The organism is Streptomyces sp. T39 (assembly GCF_008042045.1).
GTDB lineage: Bacteria > Actinomycetota > Actinomycetes > Streptomycetales > Streptomycetaceae > Streptomyces.
In genome coordinates, this window is the sequence record NZ_RDBP01000012.1 from 2206762 (window position 1) to 2229213 (window position 22452).

Annotated in this window: 22 protein-coding genes; 7 read left to right on the forward strand and 15 right to left on the reverse strand. The window is 73.4% G+C overall.

Going from position 1 to position 22452, the window contains the following annotated elements; genetic code table 11:
• Positions 1-29: 29 nt before the first annotated feature.
• Positions 30-668 (reverse strand): uridine kinase, encoded by a 639-nt coding sequence (locus EAO77_RS11050; protein WP_147987831.1) that lies wholly within the window; start codon positions 666-668, stop codon positions 30-32.
• A gap of 205 nt (positions 669-873) precedes the next feature.
• Between EAO77_RS11050 and EAO77_RS11055 the strand changes: the two genes are divergently transcribed.
• The gene (locus tag EAO77_RS11055) at positions 874-1272 is read left to right on the forward strand and encodes a hypothetical protein (protein ID WP_147987832.1); all 399 of its coding nucleotides are present in this window, start codon (positions 874-876) and stop codon (positions 1270-1272) included.
• A gap of 73 nt (positions 1273-1345) precedes the next feature.
• Here EAO77_RS11055 and EAO77_RS11060 read toward each other — a convergent pair whose 3' ends face one another.
• The 4 genes from EAO77_RS11060 to deoC form a co-directional block, all read right to left on the reverse strand.
• The gene (locus EAO77_RS11060) at positions 1346-2194 is read right to left on the reverse strand and encodes a hypothetical protein (protein ID WP_147987833.1); all 849 of its coding nucleotides are present in this window, start codon (positions 2192-2194) and stop codon (positions 1346-1348) included.
• Positions 2195-2445: 251 nt separating this feature from the next.
• On the reverse strand, positions 2446-3339 hold the full coding sequence (locus tag EAO77_RS11065; RefSeq protein ID WP_147987834.1) for an aldehyde dehydrogenase family protein: 894 nt from the start codon (positions 3337-3339) through the stop codon (positions 2446-2448).
• Positions 3332-4768 (reverse strand): aldehyde dehydrogenase family protein, encoded by a 1437-nt coding sequence (locus EAO77_RS11070; RefSeq protein WP_147987835.1) that lies wholly within the window; start codon positions 4766-4768, stop codon positions 3332-3334. The genes EAO77_RS11065 and EAO77_RS11070 overlap by 8 nt, the downstream gene beginning before the upstream one ends.
• A 5-nt stretch (positions 4769-4773) precedes the next feature.
• Entirely contained in the window at positions 4774-5721 is a 948-nt protein-coding gene (gene deoC, locus EAO77_RS11075) for a deoxyribose-phosphate aldolase (RefSeq protein ID WP_187283260.1), read from the reverse strand.
• Positions 5722-5993: 272 nt separating this feature from the next.
• On the opposite strand from deoC, the gene EAO77_RS11080 reads away from it, so the two are divergent.
• A complete protein-coding gene (locus EAO77_RS11080) occupies positions 5994-6626 on the forward strand; it encodes a PH domain-containing protein (RefSeq protein WP_147987837.1) in 633 nt (210 codons plus the stop codon).
• A gap of 780 nt (positions 6627-7406) precedes the next feature.
• On the opposite strand, the gene EAO77_RS11085 is transcribed toward EAO77_RS11080, so the two are convergent.
• The 3 genes from EAO77_RS11085 to EAO77_RS11095 form a co-directional block, all read right to left on the reverse strand.
• Positions 7407-9056 carry a phospho-sugar mutase gene (locus tag EAO77_RS11085; protein ID WP_147987838.1) on the reverse strand — a complete coding sequence of 550 codons (1650 nt, stop codon included), beginning with the start codon at positions 9054-9056 and terminating at the stop codon, positions 7407-7409.
• Positions 9057-9187: 131 nt separating this feature from the next.
• Positions 9188-10018, reverse strand: coding sequence for a purine-nucleoside phosphorylase (locus EAO77_RS11090; RefSeq protein ID WP_147987839.1), 831 nt, complete (start codon positions 10016-10018; stop codon positions 9188-9190).
• 145 nt (positions 10019-10163) lie between these two features.
• On the reverse strand, positions 10164-10601 hold the full coding sequence (locus EAO77_RS11095; protein WP_147987840.1) for a gamma-glutamylcyclotransferase: 438 nt from the start codon (positions 10599-10601) through the stop codon (positions 10164-10166).
• A gap of 213 nt (positions 10602-10814) precedes the next feature.
• Here EAO77_RS11095 and EAO77_RS11100 point away from each other — a divergent pair, with 213 nt between their 5' ends.
• Complete coding sequence (locus EAO77_RS11100) at positions 10815-12254, forward strand: NAD(P)H-quinone dehydrogenase (protein WP_147987841.1); 1440 nt, start codon at positions 10815-10817, stop codon at positions 12252-12254.
• A 200-nt stretch (positions 12255-12454) separates the two neighbouring features.
• A complete protein-coding gene (locus EAO77_RS11105) occupies positions 12455-13348 on the forward strand; it encodes a DeoR/GlpR family DNA-binding transcription regulator (RefSeq protein WP_410088534.1) in 894 nt (297 codons plus the stop codon).
• A 103-nt stretch (positions 13349-13451) separates the two neighbouring features.
• On the opposite strand, the gene EAO77_RS11110 is transcribed toward EAO77_RS11105, so the two are convergent.
• Together EAO77_RS11110 and EAO77_RS11115 are read right to left on the reverse strand one after the other, a co-directional pair.
• Positions 13452-14033, reverse strand: coding sequence for a TetR/AcrR family transcriptional regulator (locus EAO77_RS11110; RefSeq protein ID WP_147987843.1), 582 nt, complete (start codon positions 14031-14033; stop codon positions 13452-13454).
• A gap of 133 nt (positions 14034-14166) precedes the next feature.
• Positions 14167-15918, reverse strand: coding sequence for an acetyl/propionyl/methylcrotonyl-CoA carboxylase subunit alpha (locus EAO77_RS11115; protein WP_147987844.1), 1752 nt, complete (start codon positions 15916-15918; stop codon positions 14167-14169).
• Positions 15919-16288: 370 nt separating this feature from the next.
• Here EAO77_RS11115 and EAO77_RS11120 point away from each other — a divergent pair, with 370 nt between their 5' ends.
• The gene (locus EAO77_RS11120) at positions 16289-16741 is read left to right on the forward strand and encodes a hypothetical protein (RefSeq protein ID WP_261993982.1); all 453 of its coding nucleotides are present in this window, start codon (positions 16289-16291) and stop codon (positions 16739-16741) included.
• 29 nt (positions 16742-16770) lie between these two features.
• On the opposite strand, the gene EAO77_RS11125 is transcribed toward EAO77_RS11120, so the two are convergent.
• From EAO77_RS11125 to EAO77_RS11130, 3 genes are read right to left on the reverse strand one after another with little or no spacing between them, the layout of a single operon-like run.
• Entirely contained in the window at positions 16771-17379 is a 609-nt protein-coding gene (locus EAO77_RS11125; protein WP_147987845.1) for a nucleoside triphosphate pyrophosphatase, read from the reverse strand.
• A 50-nt stretch (positions 17380-17429) separates the two neighbouring features.
• A complete protein-coding gene (mmpB, locus tag EAO77_RS39930) occupies positions 17430-17558 on the reverse strand; it encodes a morphogenic membrane protein MmpB (RefSeq protein ID WP_261993863.1) in 129 nt (42 codons plus the stop codon).
• A gap of 48 nt (positions 17559-17606) precedes the next feature.
• Positions 17607-18263: a TetR/AcrR family transcriptional regulator gene (locus EAO77_RS11130; RefSeq protein WP_147987846.1), complete on the reverse strand. Its 657-nt coding sequence runs from the start codon at positions 18261-18263 to the stop codon at positions 17607-17609.
• A 68-nt stretch (positions 18264-18331) separates the two neighbouring features.
• Here EAO77_RS11130 and EAO77_RS11135 point away from each other — a divergent pair, with 68 nt between their 5' ends.
• Positions 18332-19486: an SGNH/GDSL hydrolase family protein gene (locus tag EAO77_RS11135; protein WP_147987847.1), complete on the forward strand. Its 1155-nt coding sequence runs from the start codon at positions 18332-18334 to the stop codon at positions 19484-19486.
• An 80-nt stretch (positions 19487-19566) separates the two neighbouring features.
• On the opposite strand, the gene EAO77_RS11140 is transcribed toward EAO77_RS11135, so the two are convergent.
• Complete coding sequence (locus EAO77_RS11140; protein WP_147987848.1) at positions 19567-19776, reverse strand: acyl-CoA carboxylase epsilon subunit; 210 nt, start codon at positions 19774-19776, stop codon at positions 19567-19569.
• Between the two features lie 63 nt (positions 19777-19839).
• Positions 19840-21432, reverse strand: a complete 1593-nt coding sequence (locus EAO77_RS11145; RefSeq protein ID WP_147987849.1) for an acyl-CoA carboxylase subunit beta — start codon at positions 21430-21432, stop codon at positions 19840-19842.
• A gap of 139 nt (positions 21433-21571) precedes the next feature.
• On the opposite strand from EAO77_RS11145, the gene EAO77_RS11150 reads away from it, so the two are divergent.
• Positions 21572-22438, forward strand: coding sequence for a biotin--[acetyl-CoA-carboxylase] ligase (locus EAO77_RS11150; protein WP_147987850.1), 867 nt, complete (start codon positions 21572-21574; stop codon positions 22436-22438).
• The last annotated feature ends 14 nt before the right edge of the window (positions 22439-22452 follow it).

Consider the following 22452-nt stretch of genomic DNA (forward strand, 5'->3'; position numbering starts at 1 on the left):
CGCCCCGCACCGCCCGGCACGGTCCGGAGTCAGGCCGCCTGGCGCGCCGCGGGGAGACGGCAGCGGCCCGCCGCCGCGTCCGCGAGCCGGCCCAGCGCCTCCGCCTTGCCGCACGGGTGGGCGCCCAGCTCCGCCTGGCGGGCGACGATCCCGCGCTCCGCCCGCATCAGCCGCCAGCCGCGCCGCAGCAGGAACGGGACGGACTTGCGCCCCTCGCGCAGGTCCCGCGCCAGCCGGCGGCGGAACGTCGTGGAGGGGCGGCCGCGCAGGCACAGCGCGTCCGCGAGGACGCCCAGCTCCTGGCAGCGCCGCACTATGTCGGCGGCGAAGATGCCCTCGGCGACGAACAGCGGGGTGCGCGCGATGTCGAACGAGTCGCGGCCCACGCGGGAGCTGGTGGCGAGGTCGTACACGGGGACGTCGGTGCGGCCGGTCTCGCACAGCTCGCCGATGGCGGCGACGGCCGCGTCCGCGTCCCAGGACGCCGGTGAGTCCCAGTCGATGTCGGCACTGCCCGTCACCCGGGGGAGTGTCGGGTCGTTGCCCTCTTTGTAGAAGTCGTCCAGGCGCAGGACCGGCAGTCCGGTGCGGGCGGCGAGGGACGACTTTCCGGAACCGGAAGGGCCCGCGAGCAGCACGACGCGGGTCGGGATGGGTTGGGAACTCACGGGAGACAAGTCTGACGCATGGAGGACCCCGTGGGACCCCCGAGGACGTGGTCGGTATCGAGCGTCACATCACATCGGCGCTCCGTGCCCCCGCCGTCACCGCTCCGCGCCGCTCCGTGCCGCTCCACCGGGTCCGTGGACCCGTCCGCACCCCACTGCTCCCGGGCCTCGGACCTCGGACCCAGACTCCAGAGAAGGACAGACCATGGCTCGACACGCTGCTCCCTCCTCCCGCCGCGGCGCACTGCTGCGCGCCGGCCTGACCGTCGCCGCGGCGGGCGCGGCGATCGGCGCGGGTGCCGTCTCGGCACAGGCGGCGCCGGCGGCGGCGCCCGTCGGCGCGGAGTCCGTGCTCGGCGCCGTGCCCATCGGGGCCGCGACCGGTCTCGCCGCCAACTCCGTGGCGGGGGTCGGCGAACTCAAGAGCCTTCAGCTGCACCCGCTGGCCAACACCGGGGTGGATCCCCTCGACAACGCGGTGGGCACCCAGGTCGCCGACTTCCAGCCGGTCAGCACCGCGCTGGTCACCGACAACATCACCCGCGGCCAGGCTCTGGAGGACCTGCCGGTCGCCGGGCCCGTGGCGCAGGGGCTGCTGCCCTGAGACCGTGCCCGCACGGGCCCCGGGAACGCGGGCGGGCACGGCCCGCCCGCGTTCCCGGGGCCGTGGCGGGTGGCTACGGCAGGGGCTCCAGGCACAGGGTGAAGTCGTCGCTGCCGCCGTACTCGCGGTACTCGGAGTAGCGGTTCCTGTCGCACTCGGCGACGGTGCCCTCGTGGCGCTCGGCGACCTTGAACTGCGCCTCGCCCGAGCCGCATTCGACGACGGCGATGTCCGGGCTGATCGTGGTGCCGTTGTTGCGCACGCAGTCGCCCGCGCTCGCCGTGCTCGCGCTGTCGTCCAGGACGATCGCGGTCACGATCGTGCCGGCCAGCGCCAGCGGGATGAGGATGCCGACGGCCGCGGCGCGCCGCATGATCGGCTTGCCCGGCGTCATCGGCTGCTGGAAGCCGCCGGACGGCTCGGCGAGCTTCTTGAACTTCCCGCGGGCGCTCAGGTTGCCGATCAGGGTGAACGGCGTGAGCAGGAACGACTGGACGCTCCACCAGCCCTGGAGCAGCGTCTTGGCGCTCAGTTCGCGGTGGACGGCCATGCCGCAGGAGCGGCAGAAGCTGCCCTCCACCTTCTGGGTCCGGTTGGCGATGATCATGCCCTGGCGGGCGCGGACCGTGGCCTCGGCCGTGGGCGTGCTGCCGCAGAACTGGCAGCCGCCGCCCGGCATGCCGGCGCCGCCCTGCGGCTGCCCGGGCGCGAACGGGTTGCCCGAACCCTGGGGCTGCCCCTGCGGCTGTCCCTGCGCGAACGGGTTGCCGGAACCCTGGGGCTGTCCCTGCGGCTGTCCCTGGGCGAAGGGGTTGCCGGAGTTCTGCGGCGGGACCGTGGCGTACGGGTTTCCCTGGGCGGGCTGGGCGGGCTGCCCCGGCTGGGCGGCGAAGGGATTGCCGGACGGCGGCTGGACGGTCATGTGTTCCCCCGGGGAGCAGATGTATGAGCGGCGTAAGACCGCCGCACAGTACCGGAGTCGCCGCTACCGCCCCACTCCGGGTCCGCCCGGAGACGCGGACGGCCGGCGGGGGACGAGCGGGCGCGGGCACGCGCCACCCCTCGGGCGGCGGCCCGGGACGGCGCACGGCCCCGACGGGCGGTGCGCCGTCGGGGCCGTGCGGGCCGCGGGTTCCTCCGGACGGAGAGGAGCCGCGGGTCCGGTGGAACCGGTCAGTAGGCGGAACCGGAGGCGCCCAGCGAACCGGTCGGGTGCCAGACCGTCTTCGTCTCCAGGAACGCCGTCAGGCGCTTCGTGCCGGGAGCCGCGGAGAAATCCACAGCCTGTGGACGGAGGACCCGCTTCAGGTTCTCCGCCGCGGCCGCCTCCAGTTCCCTGGCCAGGTCCTCGTCCGCGCCGGTCAGGTCGATGCCGTTGACGTCCTGGTGCGCGGCGAGCGGCGCGGCGATCTCCGCCGTGCGGCCGGACAGCACGTTGACCACTCCGCCGGGCACGTCGGACGTGGCCAGCACCTCGCCCAGGGACAGGGCGGGCAGCGGAGCCTTCTCGGAGGCGATCACCACGGCGGTGTTGCCGGTCGCGATGACCGGCGCGACGACCGACACCAGGCCGAGGAACGAGGACTCCTGCGGCGCCAGGACGGTCACCACGCCCGTCGGCTCGGGCGTGGAGAGGTTGAAGTACGGGCCCGCCACCGGGTTGGCCCCGCCCACGACCTGGGCGATCTTGTCCGTCCAGCCCGCGTACCAGACCCAGCGGTCGATGGTCGCCTCGACGACGTCGGCGGCCTTCGACTTCGACAGGCCCTCGGCGTCGGCGACCTCGTGCACGAACTGGCCCTTGCGGCCCTCCAGCATCTCCGCGACGCGGTAGAGGACCTGGCCGCGGTTGTACGCGGTCGCCCCCGACCAGCCCCCGAACGCCTTGCGCGCGGCGACGACCGCGTCACGGGCGTCCTTGCGGGAGGAGAGCGGCGCGTTGGCGAGCCACTTGCCCTTCTTCGAGTCCGTCACCTCGTACACCCGGCCGCTCTCGGAGCGGGGGAACTTGCCCCCGACGTACAGCTTGTAGGTCTTGAAGACGCTCAGGCGCATCGGCTCAGACATCGAGGTAGGCCTCCAGACCGTGACGGCCGCCCTCGCGGCCGAAGCCCGACTCCTTGTAGCCGCCGAAGGGCGAGGTCGGGTCGAACTTGTTGAACGTGTTGGCCCACACCACACCCGCGCGGAGTTTGTTCGCGACCGCGAGGATGCGCGAGCCCTTCTCCGTCCAGATGCCGGCGGACAGGCCGTACTGGCTGTTGTTCGCCTTGGCGACCGCCTCGTCCGGCGTACGGAAGGTCAGCACCGACAGCACCGGGCCGAAGATCTCGTCGCGGGCGACCGTGTGCGCCTGCGTGACGTTGGTGAACAGCGTCGGCGCGAACCAGTAGCCGGCGGCCGGCAGCTCGCAGGCGGGGGACCAGCGCTCGGCGCCCTCCGCCTCGCCCGCCTCCACCAGCGTGGTGATGCGCGACAGCTGCTCCTCGGAGTTGATCGCCCCGATGTCGGTGTTCTTGTCCAGCGGGTCGCCGAGGCGCAGCGTGGACAGCCGGCGCTTGAGGGAGTCCAGCACCTCGTCCTGGACCGACTCCTGGACCAGCAGGCGCGAGCCCGCGCAGCAGACCTGGCCCTGGTTGAAGAAGATGCCGTTGACGATGCCCTCGACGGCCTGGTCGATGGGGGCGTCGTCGAAGACGATGTTGGCGCCCTTGCCGCCCAGCTCCAGGGTGACCTTCTTGCGGGTGCCCGCCACCTGGCGGGCGATGGCCCGGCCGACCGCGGTGGAGCCGGTGAAGGCGACCTTGTCCACGTCCGGGTGGCCGACCAGCGCGGCGCCGGTGTCCCCGTAGCCCGTGAGGATGTTCACGACACCCTTGGGGAGCCCGGCCTGGCGGCAGATGTCGGCGAAGAACAGCGCGGACAGCGGCGTCGTCTCGGCCGGCTTCAGCACGACGGTGTTGCCCGTCGCGAGCGCCGGGGCGATCTTCCACGCCAGCATCAGCAGCGGGAAGTTCCACGGGATGACCTGGCCCGCGACACCGAGTGGCCGCGGGTCGGCGCCGTAGCCGGCGTGGTCGAGCTTGTCGGCCCAGCCCGCGTAGTAGAAGAAGTGCGCCGCGACCAGCGGGAGGTCCGCGTCGCGGGTCTCCCTGATCGGCTTGCCGTTGTCCAGGGTCTCCAGGACCGCCAGCTCACGGCTGCGCTCCTGGATGATCCGGGCGATCCGGAACAGGTACTTGGCGCGCTCGGAACCCGGCAGCGCCGACCACTTCTCGAACGCCTTGCGGGCCGCCTTCACGGCCCGCTCCACATCGGCCTCGCCGGCCCGCGCGACCTCCGCGAGCACCTCCTCGCTGGACGGCGAGACGGTCTTGAAGACCTTGCCCTCGGCGGCGTCGGTGAACTCACCGTCGATGAACAGCCCGTACGAGGGGGCGATGTCGACGACCGACCGCGACTCGGGGGCCGGTGCGTACTCGAATACGGAACCCATGATGATCAGTCCACTGTCACGTAGTCGGGGCCGGAGTAGCGGCCGGTGGCGAGCTTCTGCCGCTGCATCAGCAGGTCGTTGAGGAGACTCGACGCGCCGAAGCGGAACCAGTGGTTGTCCAGCCAGTCCTCGCCGGCGGTCTCGTTCACCAGGACGAGGAACTTGATCGCGTCCTTGGAGGTGCGGATCCCGCCGGCGGGCTTGACGCCCACCTGCACTCCAGTCTGCTCCCGGAAGTCGCGGACGGCCTCCAGCATGAGCAGGGTGTTCGCCGGGGTGGCGTTCACCGCGACCTTGCCGGTCGACGTCTTGATGAAGTCCGCGCCCGCCATCATGCCGATCCACGAGGCCCGGCGGATGTTGTCGTACGTGGAGAGCTCGCCGGTCTCGAAGATGACCTTGAGCCGGGCGGCGCCGGAGGCCTCCTTGACCGCGCGGATCTCCTCGTAGACCTTCAGGTACTTCCCGGCCAGGAACGCCCCGCGGTCGATCACCATGTCGATCTCGTCCGCGCCGGCGGCGACGGCGTCCGCCACGTCCGCGAGCTTGACGGCGAGGGCGGCGCGGCCCGCGGGGAAGGCGGTGGCCACGGAGGCGACCTTGACGCCGGATCCCGCCAGCGCGGCCTTGGCCGTCGCCACCATGTCGGGATAGACGCAGACCGCGGCGGTTCTCGGGGTCGTGCGGTCGGTCGGGTCGGGGTTGACGGCCTTGGCGGCGAGCGCCCGGACCTTGCCCGGGGTGTCCGCGCCTTCGAGCGTCGTGAGGTCGATCATCGAGATGGCCAGGTCGATGGCGTACGCCTTGGCCGTGGTCTTGATCGAACGGGTGCCGAGGGAGGCGGCGCGCGCTTCCAGGCCGACGGCGTCGACGCCGGGCAGCCCGTGCAGGAAGCGGCGCAGCGCACCGTCGGACGCGGTCACGTCGGCGAGTGCTGGTGCATTGGTGGGCATGGTCACCAGATGAGCATATCTACGCGCGTAGCGACCTGTACAGGGGGTGGGGACGCTGTCGTGCGGCAGCGGGGGGCGCGCCGGGGCGCGGCGGTCCGGCGCCGTCCCGCGCCGTCCCGGGGGCCCGCGCGGCGGGGCGCGGCGGGGTGCCGTTGCCGTTGCCGCGCCGGTGCGGGCCCCGGGCCGTGTCCGGGCGTGGGGTGCGCGGCCGGGGGGCGGTGAGGGCGCTCCGGTCGCGGGCCGCCGCGGGCCCGTACGGCAGAATCGAACCCATGACGAGTTCCGAGCCGCCCGCCGAGCCCACCTACGCCGACCGGGTCTTCCGGTCGCCCGCCGCCATGGCCGGCGGCGGCCTGCTGCTCGCGATCATCGCCTGGATCGTCGTCGACGCCGCGGTGCGCGGTGAGGGCCGGACGCCGTGGCTGGCGCTGGCCGGGGCACTGTTCGCCGTCCCCCTGATCGTCGCGTTCACCTTCCGGCCCGCGGTGTACGCCAACGACGAGCGCCTACGGATCCGCAATCCCTTCCGCACGGTCACCGTGCCGTGGGGCGCCGTCGCGGACGTGCGCGCGAGCTACTCCAGCGAGCTCGTGACGCAAACCGGCACCAAGTACCAGCTCTGGGCCATCCCCGTCTCGCTGCGGCAGCGCAAGCGTGCGGCCCGCCGGCAGGTGCAGCGCGCGACGGACGACCCGCACGGGCGGACGTCCGTCACCGCGGACGTCGCCGACGAGGCGGCGCGCATGGCGCCCGCGGACCGTACGATCGCGGAACTCCGCGCGACGGCGGAGCGGCTCGGGGCGTCGCCCGAGGCCCAGGGCGAGCCCTCGACCCGCTGGGCCCTCGAACTGCTGGCCCCGCTGGCGGCGGGAGCGGTACTGCTGCTCGTGCTGCTCGCGATGTAGCGCTGAGGGCGTTCGGCTGGGGGCCTCGCGTCCGGGGGTGGTTCGCTCCGTGCGGGGGTGGGGCGCCCYGTGCGGGGGTGGTTCGCYCCGTGCGGGAGTGGTTCGCYCCGTGCGGGGTSGTTCGCYCCGTGCGGGGGTGGTTCGCGTGGTGCGGGTTCGGTGGTGGGCGCACCCCCGCTGCGCGCGGGTGTCCTCARKCGCCGGACGGGCTGTTTTGGTTCGGGGTTCGTTCGCGTGGTGCGGGTCGTGGTCGCAGCACGGCCTGCGGCCGTGTCCTCAAKCGCCGGACGGGCTGGGTTGCCCGGGCCTGGCCCGGTGCGCCCTGGCGGAGGAAGTCCTGTCGGCTGCGGCTCGTGGCCAATTTCCGGGCCCGAATGCCGGGGTTGCGTGCGGGTGGTGCCCTCACGCCCCGGAGAGAGTGGCGTTGCCCGCCGGACGGGCCGCAGCCATGTGCGGGGCAGTGCCGCTCCCGCACAGCGAGCGGCAACGAGCGTGGGCTCGCGATCCCTCCCCCGGCCCGCAGGCGAAGCCACGTCCCCCGCCAGGGCGCACCGGGCCAGGCCCGGGCAACCCCAGCCCGTCCGGCGATTGAGGACACCCGCGCGCAGCGGGGGTGCGCCCACCACCGGCCCGCACGGGGCGAACGACCCCCGCACGGRGCGAACSACCCCCGCACGGRGCGAACCACYCCCGCACGGAGCGAACCACCCCGTGCTGACCGCCGCCTTCGCCCCGTCCGGCAACCCGCGTCGACGCCTGCGGCAGCGGGCCCCCGTGGGGTCAGAGCCCCGCCGCCGCGGAGAGGTCCCGCTTCAGGGACGCCAGGACCCCCGCCGCCGCTTCCCGCGCGGCGGGAAGCGCGGTGGCGTCGCTGACGGGGACCACGACCTCCAGGTAGCACTTGAGCTTGGGCTCCGTGCCGCTCGGGCGGACGATCACGCGCGCCGTGTACTCGCCGTCCAGGTGGTAGCGCAGCCCGTCCGTCGGGGGCAGCTTCGCCGACCCCTCGGTGAGGTCCTCGGCCGAGGCGACCCGCAGCCCCGCCAGGGAGACCGGCGGGCGTTCGCGCAGGGCGCGCATGGCGTCGGCGATGACCGTCAGGTCCTCGACGCGGACGGACAGCTGGTCGGTGGCGTGCAGGCCGTGCTCGACGGCCAGCTCGTTGAGGAGGTCGGTCAGCGTGCGGCCCTGCTCCTTCAGCTCCGAGACCAGCTCGGTGACGAGCAGCGCCGCCGTGATGCCGTCCTTGTCGCGCACACCGGCGGGGTCGACGCAGTAGCCGAGCGCCTCCTCGTAGCCGTAGCGCAGCCCCTCCACGCGGGCGATCCACTTGAAGCCGGTGAGGGTCTCCTCGTGCGGCAGGCCCGCGGCGTCGGCGATCCGGCCGAGCAGGGAGGAGGAGACGATCGAGGCGGCGAAGACGCCCGTCGCGTCCTTGCGGACCAGGTGCGCGGCGAGCAGCGCCCCGACCTCGTCGCCGCGGAGCATGCGCCAGCCGCCGTCGGCGGAGGCGTCCGGCACGGCGACCGCGCAGCGGTCCGCGTCGGGGTCGTTGGCGATCACCACGTCGGGCACGACGGCCCGCGCCGCCTCGAACGCGAGGTCCATGGCGCCGGGTTCCTCCGGGTTGGGGAACGCCACGGTGGGGAACTCCGGGTCCGGGTCGGCCTGTTCGGCCACCAGCGCGGGGGGCGGGAAGCCGGCCCGGGCGAAGGCGGCGGTCAGCACCTCGCGGCCGACGCCGTGCATGGCGGTGTAGACGACGCGCGCGGTGCGCGGGGAGTGGGGGGAGAGCACGGCGTCGGTGCGCTCCAGGTAGGCCTCGAGGACCTCGTCGCCGAGGGTCTGCCAGCCCTTGTCGGCGCGCGGGACGTCGTCGATGGACGCGATCGCTTCGATGGCGTCGGCGATCTCGCGGTCGGCGGGGGGCACGATCTGGGAGCCGTCGCCGAGGTAGACCTTGTAGCCGTTGTCGCGCGGGGGGTTGTGGCTGGCGGTGACCTCGACCCCGGCGACGGCACCGAGGTGCCTTATGGCGAAGGCCAGGACCGGGGTGGGCAGCGGGCGGGGCAGGACGGCGGCCCGCAGCCCGGCGGCGACCATCACGGCCGCGGTGTCGCGCGCGAAGTCGGCGGACTTGTGGCGGGCGTCGTAGCCGACGACCACCAGGCCGTCGCCCCGGCCCTTGGCCTTGAGGTACGCGGCGAGTCCGGCGGCGGCGCGGATGACGACGACGCGGTTCATCCGCATGGGGCCCGCGCCCAGCTCGCCCCGCAGCCCGGCGGTGCCGAACTGGAGCGTGCCGGCGAACCGTTCACCGAGCGCGTCGAGGTCCCGGGCGTCGAGGAGCGCGGAGAGTTCGGCGCGGGTCTCGGGGTCGGGGTCCTCCGCGAGCCATGCCTCGGCTCGCGCGATGACGTCGTGCTGCACGGTTGGTCCGCCTCTCGTGGTGGTCGTCGTGGTGAGTGCGGCGGGCGCCGTCCGCCCGCCGCCGGACCCGGCGGACCCGTCCGGTCCGGCGTCCGCCGGTGGCCGTGCCCGCGCGGGGCACGGGGCCGGGGTCAGAGGCGTTCCAGCACCCGGGCCAGCAGCGTCCCCATCCGGGCGGCCGAGTCGCGGCCGGCCTGGAGGACCTCCTCGTGGTTCAGCGGTTCGCCGGACAGTCCGGCGGCGAGGTTGGTCACGAGGGAGATGCCCAGCACCTCGGCGCCCGCTTCGCGTGCGGCGATGGCCTCCAGCACGGTGGACATGCCCACCAGGTCGCCGCCCATGACGCGGACCATGCCGATCTCGGCGGGGGTCTCGTAGTGCGGGCCGGGGAACTGGACGTACACGCCTTCCTCCAGCGTCTCGTCCACCTCCTTGCACAGCGCCCGCAGCCGCGGCGAGTACAGGTCGGTCAGGTCGACGAAGTTGGCGCCGATGATCGGCGAGGCGGCCGTGAGGTTGATGTGGTCGCTGATGAGCACCGGCTGGCCGGGGCGCATGCCCTCGCGGAGGCCGCCGCAGCCGTTGGTGAGCACGACGGTCTTGCAGCCCGCCGCGACGGAGGTGCGCACCCCGTGGGCGACGGCCGCCACGCCGCGGCCCTCGTAGAAGTGCGTACGGCCGAGGAAGACGAGCGCGTGCTTGTCGCCGATGCGGTAGGAGCGGATCCTGCCGCCGTGGCCCTCGACGGCCGGGGGCGGGAAACCGGGCAGATCGGTGACGGAGAACTCCGCCTCGGGGGCGCCGAGCGCGTCCACCGCGGGGGCCCAGCCGGAGCCCATCACCAGTGCGACGTCATGAGTCCCGGTGCCGGTCAGCTCGCGCAGACGCGCGGCGGCGGCGTCGGCCGCGGCATGGGGGTCGGCGAGAGGGCCGAGGAGGTCCGGATTCACAGATGCGTTCACGCCGATGAGGGTAACCCGTGAAGCCCTACGCGCGTAGATGACGCCGCGCACGGTCCTCGGATCGTTGTCTTGTCGTTTCCGACGAATGACGGCCGGGTGACGCGCGCGGGTCCGCCGGCGCGCGCGCCCGCCCCCGGAGAGCGGGTCAGCAGGGGCGCTTGCGCAGCTCCATCACGTAGTCGTGGGGAGCGCCCGCGGACTCCGCCGCGTCCGCGACCTCGCCCAGGTAGCGGGCGGAGGGCAGGCCGCCCTCGTAGGCGTTGAGCACGTACACCCAGGCCGGCTCCTCGCCGTCCAGCGTGTGCACGCGCACCCGCATCCGGCGGTAGATGTCGAGCCCCACGCCCTCCCAGCGGTCCATGGAGTCCTCGTCCATCGGCGCGATGTCGTACAGCGCGACGAAGACCTGCGAACGCGGCGCCTCCACGATGGTGGCCAGGGCACCCTCCCAGCCCATCTGCTCCCCGCCGAAGGTCAGGCGCCAGCCGTTCAGCCAGCCCGTGCTGCGCAGCGGTGAGTGCGGTGCGCGGCGGGTCATCAGCCGCGCGTCGAGGTTGCCGGCGTACGCGGCGTAGAGCGACATGGGATCGAGGGTACGGGAGCGCGGGGCGGGAGCGGGGACACGCCGGAGCGGGGCCGCCCGGCCGGTGGGCCGCGGCCATTGCCGCCCCCGGGGCGAGAACCCCCGCGCGGTGCGGGACAATGAAGTACGTACTGCATTCCCCCGGGGACCTCCCCGGACCCCCGGCGGAGCGGGCAGGCGGGCCGGGATCGACAATGCGAGGCGGACTTTTCAGTGACCCGGATCGTGATCATCGGCGGCGGACCCGGCGGATACGAGGCGGCCCTGGTGGCCGCGCAGCTCGGCGCGGAGGTGACCGTCGTCGACTGCGACGGTCTGGGCGGGGCGTCGGTGCTCACCGACTGCGTGCCCTCGAAGACCCTGATCGCCACGGCCGAGGTCATGACGACCTTCGACTCCTCCTACGAGGAGCTGGGCATCATCGTGGCCGACGACACCCCGCACATCGAGCAGGCGGCCCGCGTCGTCGGCGTCGACCTGGGCAAGGTCAACCGCCGTGTGAAGCGCCTCGCGCTCGCCCAGTCGCACGACATCACCGCCTCCGTCACCCGCGCCGGGGCCCGTGTCATGCGCGGCCGCGGCCGGCTGGACGGGCAGCAGTCCGTGGACGGCTCCCGCAAGGTGATCGTGCGGGCCGGTGACGGCACCGAGGAGACGCTCACCGCGGACGCCGTGCTGATCGCGACCGGCGGACACCCCCGCGAGATCCCGGACGCGCAGCCCGACGGCGAGCGCATCCTGAACTGGACCCAGGTCTACGACCTGACGGAGCTCCCCGAGGAGCTCATCGTGGTCGGCTCCGGTGTCACGGGCGCCGAGTTCGCGGGCGCCTACCAGGCCCTCGGGTCGCGGGTCACCCTCGTCTCGTCCCGCGACCGGGTGCTGCCCGGCGAGGACCCGGACGCGGCGGCGGTGCTGGAGGACGTGTTCCGCCGGCGCGGGATGAACGTGATGGCGCGTTCGCGCGCGGAGTCGGCCAAGCGGGTCGGCGACCGGGTCGAGGTCACCCTCTCCGACGGCCGGGTCATCTCCGGCTCCCACTGCCTCATGGCGGTCGGCGCCATCCCGAACACCGCGGGCATGGGCCTGGAGGAGGCCGGGGTCCGGCTGAAGGACTCGGGCCACGTCTGGACGGACAAGGTGTCGCGCACCTCGGCGCCGGGCGTGTACGCGGCCGGCGACGTCACCGGGATCTTCGCGCTGGCGTCGGTCGCGGCGATGCAGGGCCGTATCGCGATGTACCACTTCCTCGGCGACGCGGTCGCGCCGCTGAACCTCAAGACGGTGTCGTCCAACGTCTTCACCGACCCGGAGATCGCCACCGTCGGCTACACCCAGGCGGACGTGGACGCGGGCAAGATCGACGCCCGGGTCGTCAAGCTGCCGCTGCTGCGCAACCCGCGCGCCAAGATGCAGGGCATCCGGGACGGCTTCGTCAAGATCTTCTGCCGTCCGGGCACCGGGATCGTCGTCGGCGGCGTGGTCGTCTCGCCGCGCGCCTCGGAACTGATCCACCCCATCTCGATCGCGGTCGACAACAACCTGACGGTGGAACAGATCGCGAACGCGTTCACCGTGTACCCGTCTCTGTCGGGTTCGATCGCCGAAGTGGCACGTCAGCTGCACACCCGGAAGACCGCGGACGAGGGCTGAGCGCCGCCGCGGGGGAAGAAACCCGGCAAACCCCGGGCACTCCACGCGCGATGCGATCAACTGGGAGGCCGCCTATATCACTTGGTGGCCTCCCAAGTGCGCAATTTCCGATATCCGGTGCATAGAGCTGAAAACTGACGCGCGGTGGGGTTACTGTCAGTTTCGTGTTCGCTGCAGAACGTCGTCAGTTGATCCTCGAAATGGTGCGCGCCAACGGAGCCGTGTCGCTCCGGGAGCTCGCCCGCGTCGTCCAGACCTCCGAAGTGACCGTACGGCGGGACGTGCGGGCACTGGAGGCAGAAGGACTCCTCGACCGCCGCCACGGCGGTGCCGTCCTGCCGGGCGGCTTCACCCGTGAATCCGGCTTCCCGCAGAAGTCCCTGTCCGCCACGGCCGAGAAGACGGCCATCGCCGACCTGGCCGCCGGGCTCGTCGAAGAGGGCGAGGCCATCGTGGTCGGCGCCGGGACGACCACGCAGGAACTGGCCCGCCGGCTGGCCCGCGTCCCGGGCCTGACCGTCGTCACCAACTCCCTGCTGGTCGCCCAGGCCCTGGCCCACGCCAACCGTGTCGAGGTCGTCATGACCGGCGGCACGCTGCGCGGTTCCAACTACGCCCTGGTCGGCAGCGGCGCCGAGCAGTCCCTCCAGGGGCTGCGGGTCTCCCGGGCGTTCCTCTCCGGGAGCGGCCTCACGGCCGAGCGGGGGCTGTCCACCTCCAACATGCTCTCGGCGAGCGTGGACCGGGCGCTGGTGCAGGCCGCGGCGGAGGTCGTGGTCCTCGCCGACCACACCAAGCTGGGCACCGACACCATGTTCCAGACGGTGCCGACGGACGTGATCACCCGGCTGGTCACCGACGAGCCGCCGGTGCACGACGACCGGGCGGCGACGGAGCTCCAGGCGCTCGCCGACCAGGGTGTGCAGATCGCGGTCGCCGGGGCGGAGGCGCCGACCGGGCCCGCCCGCCACGACGTCCCGCTCCCGGGCCAGCGCCGTACGCGGACGGGGCTGCGCAGTGCCGCGGGCGGGCTGGCGCCGGACGCTCTGCCCGACCGGCCGGCGGCCCGTGTCGCCGACCTCAGGCGCCGGTAGGCGGGGCGGGCGGCACGTCGGCCGGACGCGGTCCGGTGGCCGGGCGTCGCGCTGCGCGTGATGTCCTCGGGCGCCGGACGGGCCGCGTGGGCGAGCCGTGGCGTCAGGCGGCCGAAGGGCCGTCCGCCCGCAGGCCCCGCAGCGTCAGGGCGAGCAGCCGGTCCGGCAACTCCGTGTCCGTGGGGCTCTGTTCGGCCGCCAGGGCGATGGCGTTGGTCAGCTGCATCAGGTCGCCGATGGAGACGTCGGGCCGCACGGCGCCGCTCTCCTGGGCGCGCTGCAGAAGACCTTCGCCCGCCTCGCGCAGCGACATGCTGCACGAGGCCATCGCGGAACTGTCGTCGGCCGTACCGGACATCAGCGCGGTGGCCAGACCGCGGTACTCGCCGGCATGGGCGACGACCGCCCGCAGCCAGTCGACCAGCGCACGGCAGGGCTGCTCGGCCGCCGCCAGTTCACGGGAGCGCTCCAGCAGTTCGGCGAGCGCGTCCTGGAACACGGCGCTCATCATCGCGTGGCGGCTGGGGAAGTGGCGGTACAGGGTCCCGATGCCCACCCCCGAGCGGCGCGCGATCTCCTCCAGCGACGCGTCGGTGCCGCGCGCCGCGAACACGGCGCGCGCCTCGGTGAGCAGTCGCTCGTAGTTGCGCCGTGCGTCGGCGCGCTTCGGCCTGGTCTCCGTCACACGTCAAGGATGCCGCACCACGGCCGGGCCCCCGCCGGGCGGTGCCCGTACGCGGGCGCGGGCCGGGGCGGGGACGGCGCAGGGCCCCCGGTGCGGCACCGGGGGCCCTGCGACGACACGACGGGACGGGCGGTCAGTCCTTGATCTCGCAGATCGTGGCGCCCGACGTCAGGGAGGCGCCGACCTCGGCGCTCAGGCCCTTGACGGTGCCGGAGCGGTGCGCGTTCAGCGGCTGCTCCATCTTCATGGCCTCCAGGACGACGATCAGATCGCCCTCCTTGACCTCCTGGCCCTCCTCGACGGCCACCTTCACGATGGTGCCCTGCATCGGGGAGGCGAGCGTGTCGCCGGAGGCGGCGGAGGAGGACTTCTTCGCGGCCCGGCGCTTGGGCTTCGCGCCGGCGGCGAGGCCGGTGCGGGCCAGCGTCATGCCGAGCGACGAGGGGAGGGAGACCTCCAGGCGCTTGCCGCCGACCTCGACCACGATGGTCTCGCGGCCGCTCTCGTCCTCGTCCGCTTCACCGGGGACGGTGAAGGGCTTGATCTCGTTGACGAACTCGGTCTCGATCCAGCGGGTGTGCACCCGGAACGGGTCCGCGGTGAACGCCGGGTCGGCGACGACCGCGCGGTGGAACGGGATGGCCGTGGCCATGCCCTCGACCTCGAACTCGGCGAGCGCGCGGGCGGCGCGCTGGAGCGCCTGCTCGCGGGTGGCGCCGGTGACGATCAGCTTGGCGAGCAGCGAGTCCCACGCCGGGCCGATGACCGAGCCGGACTCCACGCCCGCGTCGAGGCGGACACCGGGACCGGTCGGCGGACGGAAGGAGGTGACGGTGCCGGGCGCGGGCAGGAAGCCGCGGCCCGGGTCCTCGCCGTTGATACGGAACTCGAACGAGTGACCGCGCACCGCGGGGTCGTCGTAGCCCAGCTCCTCGCCGTCGGCGATGCGGAACATCTCGCGGACCAGGTCGAGGCCGGTGACCTCCTCGGTCACCGGGTGCTCCACCTGGAGGCGGGTGTTGACCTCCAGGAAGGAGATCGTGCCGTCGGTGCCGACGAGGAACTCGACCGTGCCGGCGCCGACGTAGCCGGCCTCCTTCAGGATCGCCTTGGACGCCCGGTAGAGCTCGGCGTTCTGTTCGGCCGTCAGGAACGGGGCCGGGGCCTCCTCGACCAGCTTCTGGTGGCGGCGCTGGAGGGAGCAGTCACGGGTGGAGACGACGACGACGTTGCCGTGGCTGTCGGCGAGGCACTGGGTCTCGACGTGGCGCGGCTTGTCGAGGTAGCGCTCGACGAAGCACTCGCCGCGGCCGAAGGCGGCGACCGCCTCGCGGACGGCCGAGTCGTACAGCTCCGGCACCTCTTCGAGGGTGCGGGCGACCTTCAGACCGCGCCCGCCGCCGCCGAAGGCGGCCTTGATCGCGATGGGCAGGCCGTGCTCCCGGGCGAAGGCGACGACCTCGTCGGCGCCCGAGACCGGGTCGGGGGTGCCCGCGACCAGCGGGGCACCGGCGCGCTGGGCGATGTGGCGGGCCGCCACCTTGTCGCCCAGGTCGCGGATGGCCTGCGGGGGCGGTCCGATCCAGGTCAGCCCGGCGTCGATGACGGCCTGGGCGAACTCGGCGTTCTCGGACAGGAAGCCGTAGCCCGGGTGGACGGCGTCCGCTCCCGAATCGGCTGCGGCCTGAAGCACCTTGGCCATGTCCAGATAGCTGGCCGCCGGGGTGTCACCGCCCAGGGCGAACGCCTCGTCCGCCGCTCGGACGTGCAGAGCGTCCCGGTCCGGGTCGGCGTAGACGGCTACGCTGGCGATCCCGGCGTCACGGCAGGCACGGGCGACGCGGACAGCGATTTCGCCACGGTTGGCGATGAGCACCTTGCGCACGATGGCTCCCTCCTTGAAACAAGCTGAGTTTAGGGACAGCCGACACGGCCTTTCGACCCGTCCCCATTGGTGAGCTTGCCCACACGGAGCGTGATTCGAGGCTCGCTGACCCGCGAAATCCCTTGTCGCACCACGGTACGACGGGTTCCTCCCTCGCACAGTAGCTCCCTTGTGTGGTCAAGGTCTCTGTTCAAGGGGTCAGCGGCCGAACGGGTTTCTTTGTGGAGTCCCTACGAATGGCTCAATGATTCTTTGAGTCGCGGCCGGGTGTGCCGCATCTCTTGTCCCGGCGTTTACCGGTCAGTAGCGTGCGGGCTGTCGTACGTACTTCCGGTTAACGAGGGTTGGGGGCGCCGTGGTGCGCAGACCGGTGGCCGTGGTGGCTGCGCTTGTCCTGCTGGTGGAAGCCGTCGGCATCGTCGTGCTCAACGGCATCATGGCGCGGCTGGTCCAGGGCCAGAACATGTCGCTGGACGGTCTCGATCCAAAGGTGATGGTCGGCGGCACCTGGGGCCTCGGCATAGGCGGCGGCCTCTTCCTGCTGCTGTGCTCGGTGCTGCTGCTGCTCACCGGCGTACGCGACCGGGCGCCGGGCCGCTTCGCCCGGGTCGTGCTCATCTCCTGCGCCGTGCTCCACGGGGTGCTGGGCGCGCTGACGGTGGGTCTGGTCGGCTGGCCGGCGTTCGCGTTCATGATGGTGGTCCTGGCGCTGGTGGTGCTGCCGCTGGTCGCCTACGGGAAGCGCCCGCGGCCGGACGCCCGCCCGGCGGGCCCGTCCGAGCCGGACGCGCCGGCGGCCGGGGCCGAGCCCGCGACCGCCTGAGGCGTCACGGCCCCCGGCCGTGCGACCGCTCAGACCCAGAGGTCGGTGATCTCGATCCCCAGGTCGGCGAGCAGCCTGCGCAGCAGCGGCAGCGACAGGCCGATGACGTTGCCCGGGTCGCCGTCGATGCCGTCGACGAACGGGGCGGAGAGCCCGTCGAGGGTGAACGCGCCCGCCACGTGGAGCGGTTCGCCGCTGGCCACGTAGGCCGCGACCTCGGCGTCGGAGGGTTCGCCGAAGCGGACCGTGGTGGACGCGGTCGCGGAGGCGCGGCGGCCGGTGACGGTGTCGATCACGCAGTGCCCGGTCTGCAGGACACCCGCCCTCCCGCGCATCGCCTTCCAGCGCGCCGTCGCCTCCTCGGCGTCGGCGGGCTTGCCGAGGGCCAGACCGTCGAGTTCGAGTACGGAGTCGCACCCGATCAGCAGCGACCCGGCTGCCTCCTCGCGCGCCGCGACGGCGGTGGCCTTCGCCTCGGCGAGCACGAGCGCCAGCTCGGCGGGGGTGGGTGCCGACAGGGCGTCCTCGTCGACTCCGCTGACGATGACGTGCGGGTCGAGTCCGGCCTGCTTGAGCAGGTTCAGCCGCGCGGGGGAGGCGGAGGCGAGCACGAGCCGGCGGCGGGGCGTGAGGGTCATGGAGGCCATCGTAGGCGGGCCCGCGGGGCGGGCCCCGGGGCGGGCGCGGGTCAGCGCAGGCCGGCGGAGAGCATCGCCACCAGCATCGCCAGTGCCAGGAGCAGACCCGCGCGGCGCAGCATCGCCTGCATGTCCCGCATGTCCTTCGGGGGCTCGTTCTCGGGATCGGACCAGAGCATGCCTTCGATCCTGCTGTCCCGGGGCCCGTCACGCCTGAGTATGCGTACTCAACCCCCGTGCCCGCCTCGGCCCGGCTCCGTGCCGCCGGCTGCGTAGGCACCGGCGCGGGCGGCCGCGAGCGCCGCCGCTGCGGCGCGGTCCGCGTCGGCCGGACGGAGCGGTTCGCGGCTGACGGCGAAGCGGTAGTAGAGCGGTGCGGAGACGGCGCGGAGCACTTCGACCGGGTCGGTGCCGGCGGGGATCTCGCCGCGGGCGACGCCGCGTTCGGCCACCGCGGCCCAGGTCTCCAGGCGGGTCGCGTAGAAGCCGCGCAGGGCGGCGGCGCACTCCTCGTCGCAGGCCGCCGCCGCGATCACCGCGGCGAACACGGGGCCCATGTGCGCGTCGGTGAGCGTGTCGAGGACCAGGCGGGCGTTGGCGCGCAGGTCGCCGTCGAGCGATCCGGTGTCGGCGGCGGGCAGGGACTGCTCGGCCATGTCCCGCAGCAGGTCGGCGACGAGCCCCGTGGACGAGCCCCAGCGCCGGTAGACCGTGGTCTTGCCGACGCCCGCGGCGGCCGCGATCCGGTCGAGGTTCAAGGCGTGGAAGCCGTCGCCCGCCAGGGCGTTGCGGGTGGCCTCCAGGACGGCGGCGCGGACCTTCGCCGTACGGCCGCCGGGGCGGACGGTTCCGGGCGTGGCGTTCAAACGGGACTCCAGTTCCATTAAATGCGGGGACGGTGCTACGGTTCCCGGGTCATCCTAATGGAACTCGACGCCCATTAAGGGGTCTCATGTCCACGCGTCCCGAATCCTCCGCCTGGACCGCGGCCTGGACCGCCTCGCCCCAGGCGCCCAGCACCGGCTTCACCCCCAACTGGTCCCAGGAGGGATTCTCCGCGCAGACCGTGCGGCAGACCGTCCGCCTCACCGCCGGCGGCGGCCGGCTGCGCATCCGGCTCTCGCACGCCTACGGCACCTCACCGCTCCACCTCACCGGCGCCACGGTGGCGCGCCCCGCGGGCGGGGCGGCGGTCGAGCCCGGCTCGATCCGCCGGCTCACCTTCGGCGGCCGCTCCGGCGCGACCGTCCCGGCCCGCGGCGAGCTGCGCAGCGACCCGGTGGACTTCGCGACCGCGGCGCTCGGCACCGTGACCGTCTCCCTGCACTTCGCCGGGACGACCGGACCCGCCACCTTCCACGCCCAGGCGTGGACCGACTCCTGGCGCGCCGGCGGCGACCGTCTGACCGACCCCTCCGGCGAGCCCTTCGCCGAGCGGACGGCGTCCTGGTACCACCTGAGCGCCGTGGAGACCGACGCCGGGCGCGACGACGGCGTCGTGCTCTTCGGCGACTCGATCACGGACGGCTTCGGCTCCACCCCCAACGCCGACCGGCGCTGGTCGGACGCGCTCGCCGAACTGACCGGCCGGCCCGTGCTCAACGCGGGCATCGGCGGCAACCTCCTGCTCAACGACTCCGCCTGGTACGGCGAACGGGGAACCGCCCGCTTCGAACGGGACGTGCTCGGCCTGCCGGGCGTCTCCACCGTCGTCGTCCTCGAAGGTCTCAACGACATCGGCTTCGCCGAGGCCCCGCACGAGCCCACCTACCGCCCGGCGCCCCGCGTCCGGGCCGGCGAACTCGTCGCGGGTCACCGGCAGCTGATCGACGCGGCACACGGGCGCGGACTGACGGTCGTGGGCGCCACACTGCTGCCGCTCGGCGGCTCCGACCACTGGGGCCCCCACTCGTCCCGCGCCGGCCGCGAGGTCAACGAGTGGATCCGCACCTCGGGCGCGTTCGACGCCGTCGTCGACCTGGACCGGGCGCTCGCCGACCCCGCGGACCCCGAACGGCTGCACCCCGCCTACGACCACGGCGACCTGCTCCACCCGAACGACAAGGGCTACCGGGTCATGGCCGAGGAGCTCGCCGCCGTCCTGTGAGCGGCCCCGCCCCCGGCCGGGCGCGGCGAAGGGCCGGATCCCGCGGGGGGATCGGGCCCTTCGCCGTGCACGCCGTCGCCCTAGGCGGGCCAGTAGCTCCGCACCCAGGAGCGCGGCCCGGGCATCGGCCTGCGCGTGCGGGCGATGCGCGCGGGGTCGGACCAGCCCTCCGGCACCGCCTCGCTCGTCCCCGCCGCGGCCGCCGCGCTCGCCGCGGCCCTCGCCTGCACCACCGCGACGGCGGCGGCGAGCTCCTCCGCGGTGGGGTTGCCTCGTACGACTCTGATCATCTCGCCCGCCTCCTGGCGTCCTTCGTCCGGCGCGTGTGCCCGCCCTGGCCCCAACGCAAGGCCCTAGAGCGGAATGTTCCCGTGCTTCTTGGGCGGCAGGCTCTCCCGCTTGGTGCGCAGCTGCCGCAGGCCCTTCACGATCTGGGCGCGCGTCTCGGAGGGCATGATCACCCCGTCGATGTAGCCGCGTTCGGCGGCCGTGTACGGGTTGAGCAGCGCGTCCTCGTACTCCTGGATGAGCCGCGCCCGGGTGGCCTCCTGCTCCTCGGCGCCCTCGGCGGCGGCGATGGTGCGGCGGTGCAGGATGTTCACCGCGCCCTGCGCGCCCATGACCGCGATCTGCGCGGTCGGCCAGGCCAGGTTGAGGTCGGCGCCCAGGTGCTTGGAGCCCATGACGTCGTACGCGCCGCCGAACGCCTTGCGCGTGATCACCGTGATCAGCGGGACGGTCGCCTCGGCGTACGCGTAGATCAGCTTCGCGCCGCGCCGGATGATGCCGCCGTACTCCTGGTCCACACCCGGCAGGAAGCCGGGGACGTCGACGAAGGTCAGCACCGGCACGTTGAACGCGTCGCAGGTGCGCACGAAACGGGCCGCCTTCTCGGAGGCGTCGATGTCCAGGCAGCCGGCGAACTGCATCGGCTGGTTCGCCACGATGCCGACCGGGAAGCCCTCGACGCGGCCGAAGCCGGTGACGATGTTCGGCGCGAACAGTGCTTGGGTCTCCAGGAACTCGCCCTCGTCCAGCACGTGTTCGACGACCGTACGGATGTCGTACGGCTGGTTCGCCGAGTCCGGGATGAGGGTGTCCAGCTCCCGGTCCTCGTCGCTCACGGCCGTGTCGGCGGACTCCGGGAAGGCCGGGGGCTCGGAAAGGTTGTTCGACGGCAGGTACGACAGCAGCGACTTGACGTACTCGATCGCGTCCTTCTCGTCGCCCGCCATGTGGTGCGCCACACCGGAGGTGGTGTTGTGGGTCCGGGCGCCGCCGAGCTCCTCGAAGCCGACGTCCTCGCCGGTGACGGTCTTGATGACGTCCGGTCCGGTGATGAACATGTGCGAGGTCTGGTCCACCATCACCGTGAAGTCGGTGATCGCGGGAGAGTAGACCGCGCCGCCCGCGCAGGGGCCCACGACGAGCGAGATCTGCGGGATCACGCCCGAGGCGTGGGTGTTGCGGCGGAAGATCTCGCCGTACATGCCGAGCGCGCTCACACCCTCCTGGATGCGGGCGCCCCCGGAGTCGTTGATGCCGACGACCGGGCAGCCGGTCTTCAGCGCGAAGTCCATCACCTTGATGATCTTCTGGCCGTACACCTCGCCGAGCGCGCCGCCGAAGACGGTGAAGTCCTGCGAGAACACCGCCACCGGCCGGCCGTCGACGGTGCCGTAGCCGGTCACCACGCCGTCGCCGTAGGGGCGGGTCTTCTCCAGGCCGAAGGCGGTGGAACGGTGCCGGGCGAACTCGTCGAGCTCCACGAACGAGTCCTCGTCGAGCAGCAGGGCGATCCGCTCCCGCGCGGTCAACTTGCCCTTGGCGTGCTGCTTTTCCACCGCGCGCGCGGAGCCGGCGTGCGTCGCCTCGTCGATTCGGCGCTTCAGATCCGCGATCTTGCCCGCGGTGGTGTGGATGTCGATGGCTTCCGGCTCGGACATCGGGATGCGGCTCCCTGGCTGGTCACGGGGACGGACGGTAACGGAAGGAGAAGAAGCGGTTCCGTTGCTACTGGTTCGTAGCGTATCGGCGCGGATACCGTTCGGCAGTGCGGCGTTTGCCACACCTAGCCTGGGTTGCATGACGCCAGACAATGCGCCTGACGGCGCACCCGCAAGCCGCTGGTCCGACCTCGACCGACCCCCCCTGAACGTCCCCGCGCTCCGCCGGGGCCTGCTGGCCCCCGGCTCGCTGTGGACCTCGTTCGACGTGGTCGCCTCGACCGGCTCGACCAACTCCGACCTCGCGGCCCGGGCCGCGGAGCTGCCCGAGGGCGCGGTGCTGGTCGCCGAGGAGCAGACCGCGGGGCGCGGGCGCCTGGACCGCAGCTGGACGGCGCCCGCCCGGTCCGGGATCTTCCTCTCGGTGCTCCTGCGGCCCGGCGCGGGCGTGCCGGTCGAGCGCTGGGGCTGGCTGCCGCTGCTGGCGGGTGTGGCCGCCGCCACCGGTCTCGCGCGGGCCGCCGGCACCGACATGTCCCTCAAATGGCCCAATGACCTGCTGGTCACCGTCCGTGGCGAGGAACGCAAGACCGGCGGCATCCTCGCCGAGCGCGCGGGCGGGGACGCGGTCGTCCTCGGCATGGGCATCAACGTCTCGCTGCGCGCGGACGAACTGCCGGTGCCCACGGCGGGCTCGCTCGCCCTCGCGGACGCCGTCTCCACCGACCGCGACCCGCTGCTGCGGGCCGTGCTGCGCTCCCTGGAGCACTGGTACGGCGACTGGCGCGCGGCGGGCGGCGACCCGGCCGCCTCCGGGCTGCAGGCCGCCTACGCGGCGGGCTGCGCGACCCTCGGCCGCTCCGTCCGGGCGGAGCTGCCGGGCGGCACGTCGGCGACGGGCGAGGCGGTCGCGATCGACGGCGACGGCCGCCTGGTCATCGCCCGGCCGGACGGCGCCCGGACCACGGTCGGCGCGGGCGATGTCGTGCACCTGCGCCCCGCCTGAGCCCTCCGGGGGGC

What these genes read in the sequence shown, in the direction of transcription:
- EAO77_RS11070 (WP_147987835.1), bottom strand. Translation starts at nt 4,768, where the DNA reads ATGGGTTCCGTATTCGAGTACGCACCGGCCCCCGAGTCGCGGTCGGTC.
- EAO77_RS11150 (WP_147987850.1), top strand. Translation starts at nt 21,572, where the DNA reads ATGACGCCAGACAATGCGCCTGACGGCGCACCCGCAAGCCGCTGGTCC.
- EAO77_RS11055 (WP_147987832.1), top strand. Translation starts at nt 874, where the DNA reads ATGGCTCGACACGCTGCTCCCTCCTCCCGCCGCGGCGCACTGCTGCGC.
- mmpB (WP_261993863.1), bottom strand. Translation starts at nt 17,558, where the DNA reads ATGCTCTGGTCCGATCCCGAGAACGAGCCCCCGAAGGACATGCGGGAC.
- EAO77_RS11140 (WP_147987848.1), bottom strand. Translation starts at nt 19,776, where the DNA reads ATGATCAGAGTCGTACGAGGCAACCCCACCGCGGAGGAGCTCGCCGCC.
- EAO77_RS11135 (WP_147987847.1), top strand. Translation starts at nt 18,332, where the DNA reads ATGTCCACGCGTCCCGAATCCTCCGCCTGGACCGCGGCCTGGACCGCC.
- EAO77_RS11065 (WP_147987834.1), bottom strand. Translation starts at nt 3,339, where the DNA reads ATGTCTGAGCCGATGCGCCTGAGCGTCTTCAAGACCTACAAGCTGTAC.
- deoC (WP_187283260.1), bottom strand. Translation starts at nt 5,721, where the DNA reads ATGCCCACCAATGCACCAGCACTCGCCGACGTGACCGCGTCCGACGGT.
- EAO77_RS11145 (WP_147987849.1), bottom strand. Translation starts at nt 21,432, where the DNA reads ATGTCCGAGCCGGAAGCCATCGACATCCACACCACCGCGGGCAAGATC.
- EAO77_RS11125 (WP_147987845.1), bottom strand. Translation starts at nt 17,379, where the DNA reads ATGACCCTCACGCCCCGCCGCCGGCTCGTGCTCGCCTCCGCCTCCCCC.
- EAO77_RS11060 (WP_147987833.1), bottom strand. Translation starts at nt 2,194, where the DNA reads ATGACCGTCCAGCCGCCGTCCGGCAATCCCTTCGCCGCCCAGCCGGGG.
- EAO77_RS11080 (WP_147987837.1), top strand. Translation starts at nt 5,994, where the DNA reads ATGACGAGTTCCGAGCCGCCCGCCGAGCCCACCTACGCCGACCGGGTC.
- EAO77_RS11130 (WP_147987846.1), bottom strand. Translation starts at nt 18,263, where the DNA reads ATGGAACTGGAGTCCCGTTTGAACGCCACGCCCGGAACCGTCCGCCCC.
- EAO77_RS11105 (WP_410088534.1), top strand. Translation starts at nt 12,455, where the DNA reads ATGGTGCGCGCCAACGGAGCCGTGTCGCTCCGGGAGCTCGCCCGCGTC.
- EAO77_RS11095 (WP_147987840.1), bottom strand. Translation starts at nt 10,601, where the DNA reads ATGTCGCTCTACGCCGCGTACGCCGGCAACCTCGACGCGCGGCTGATG.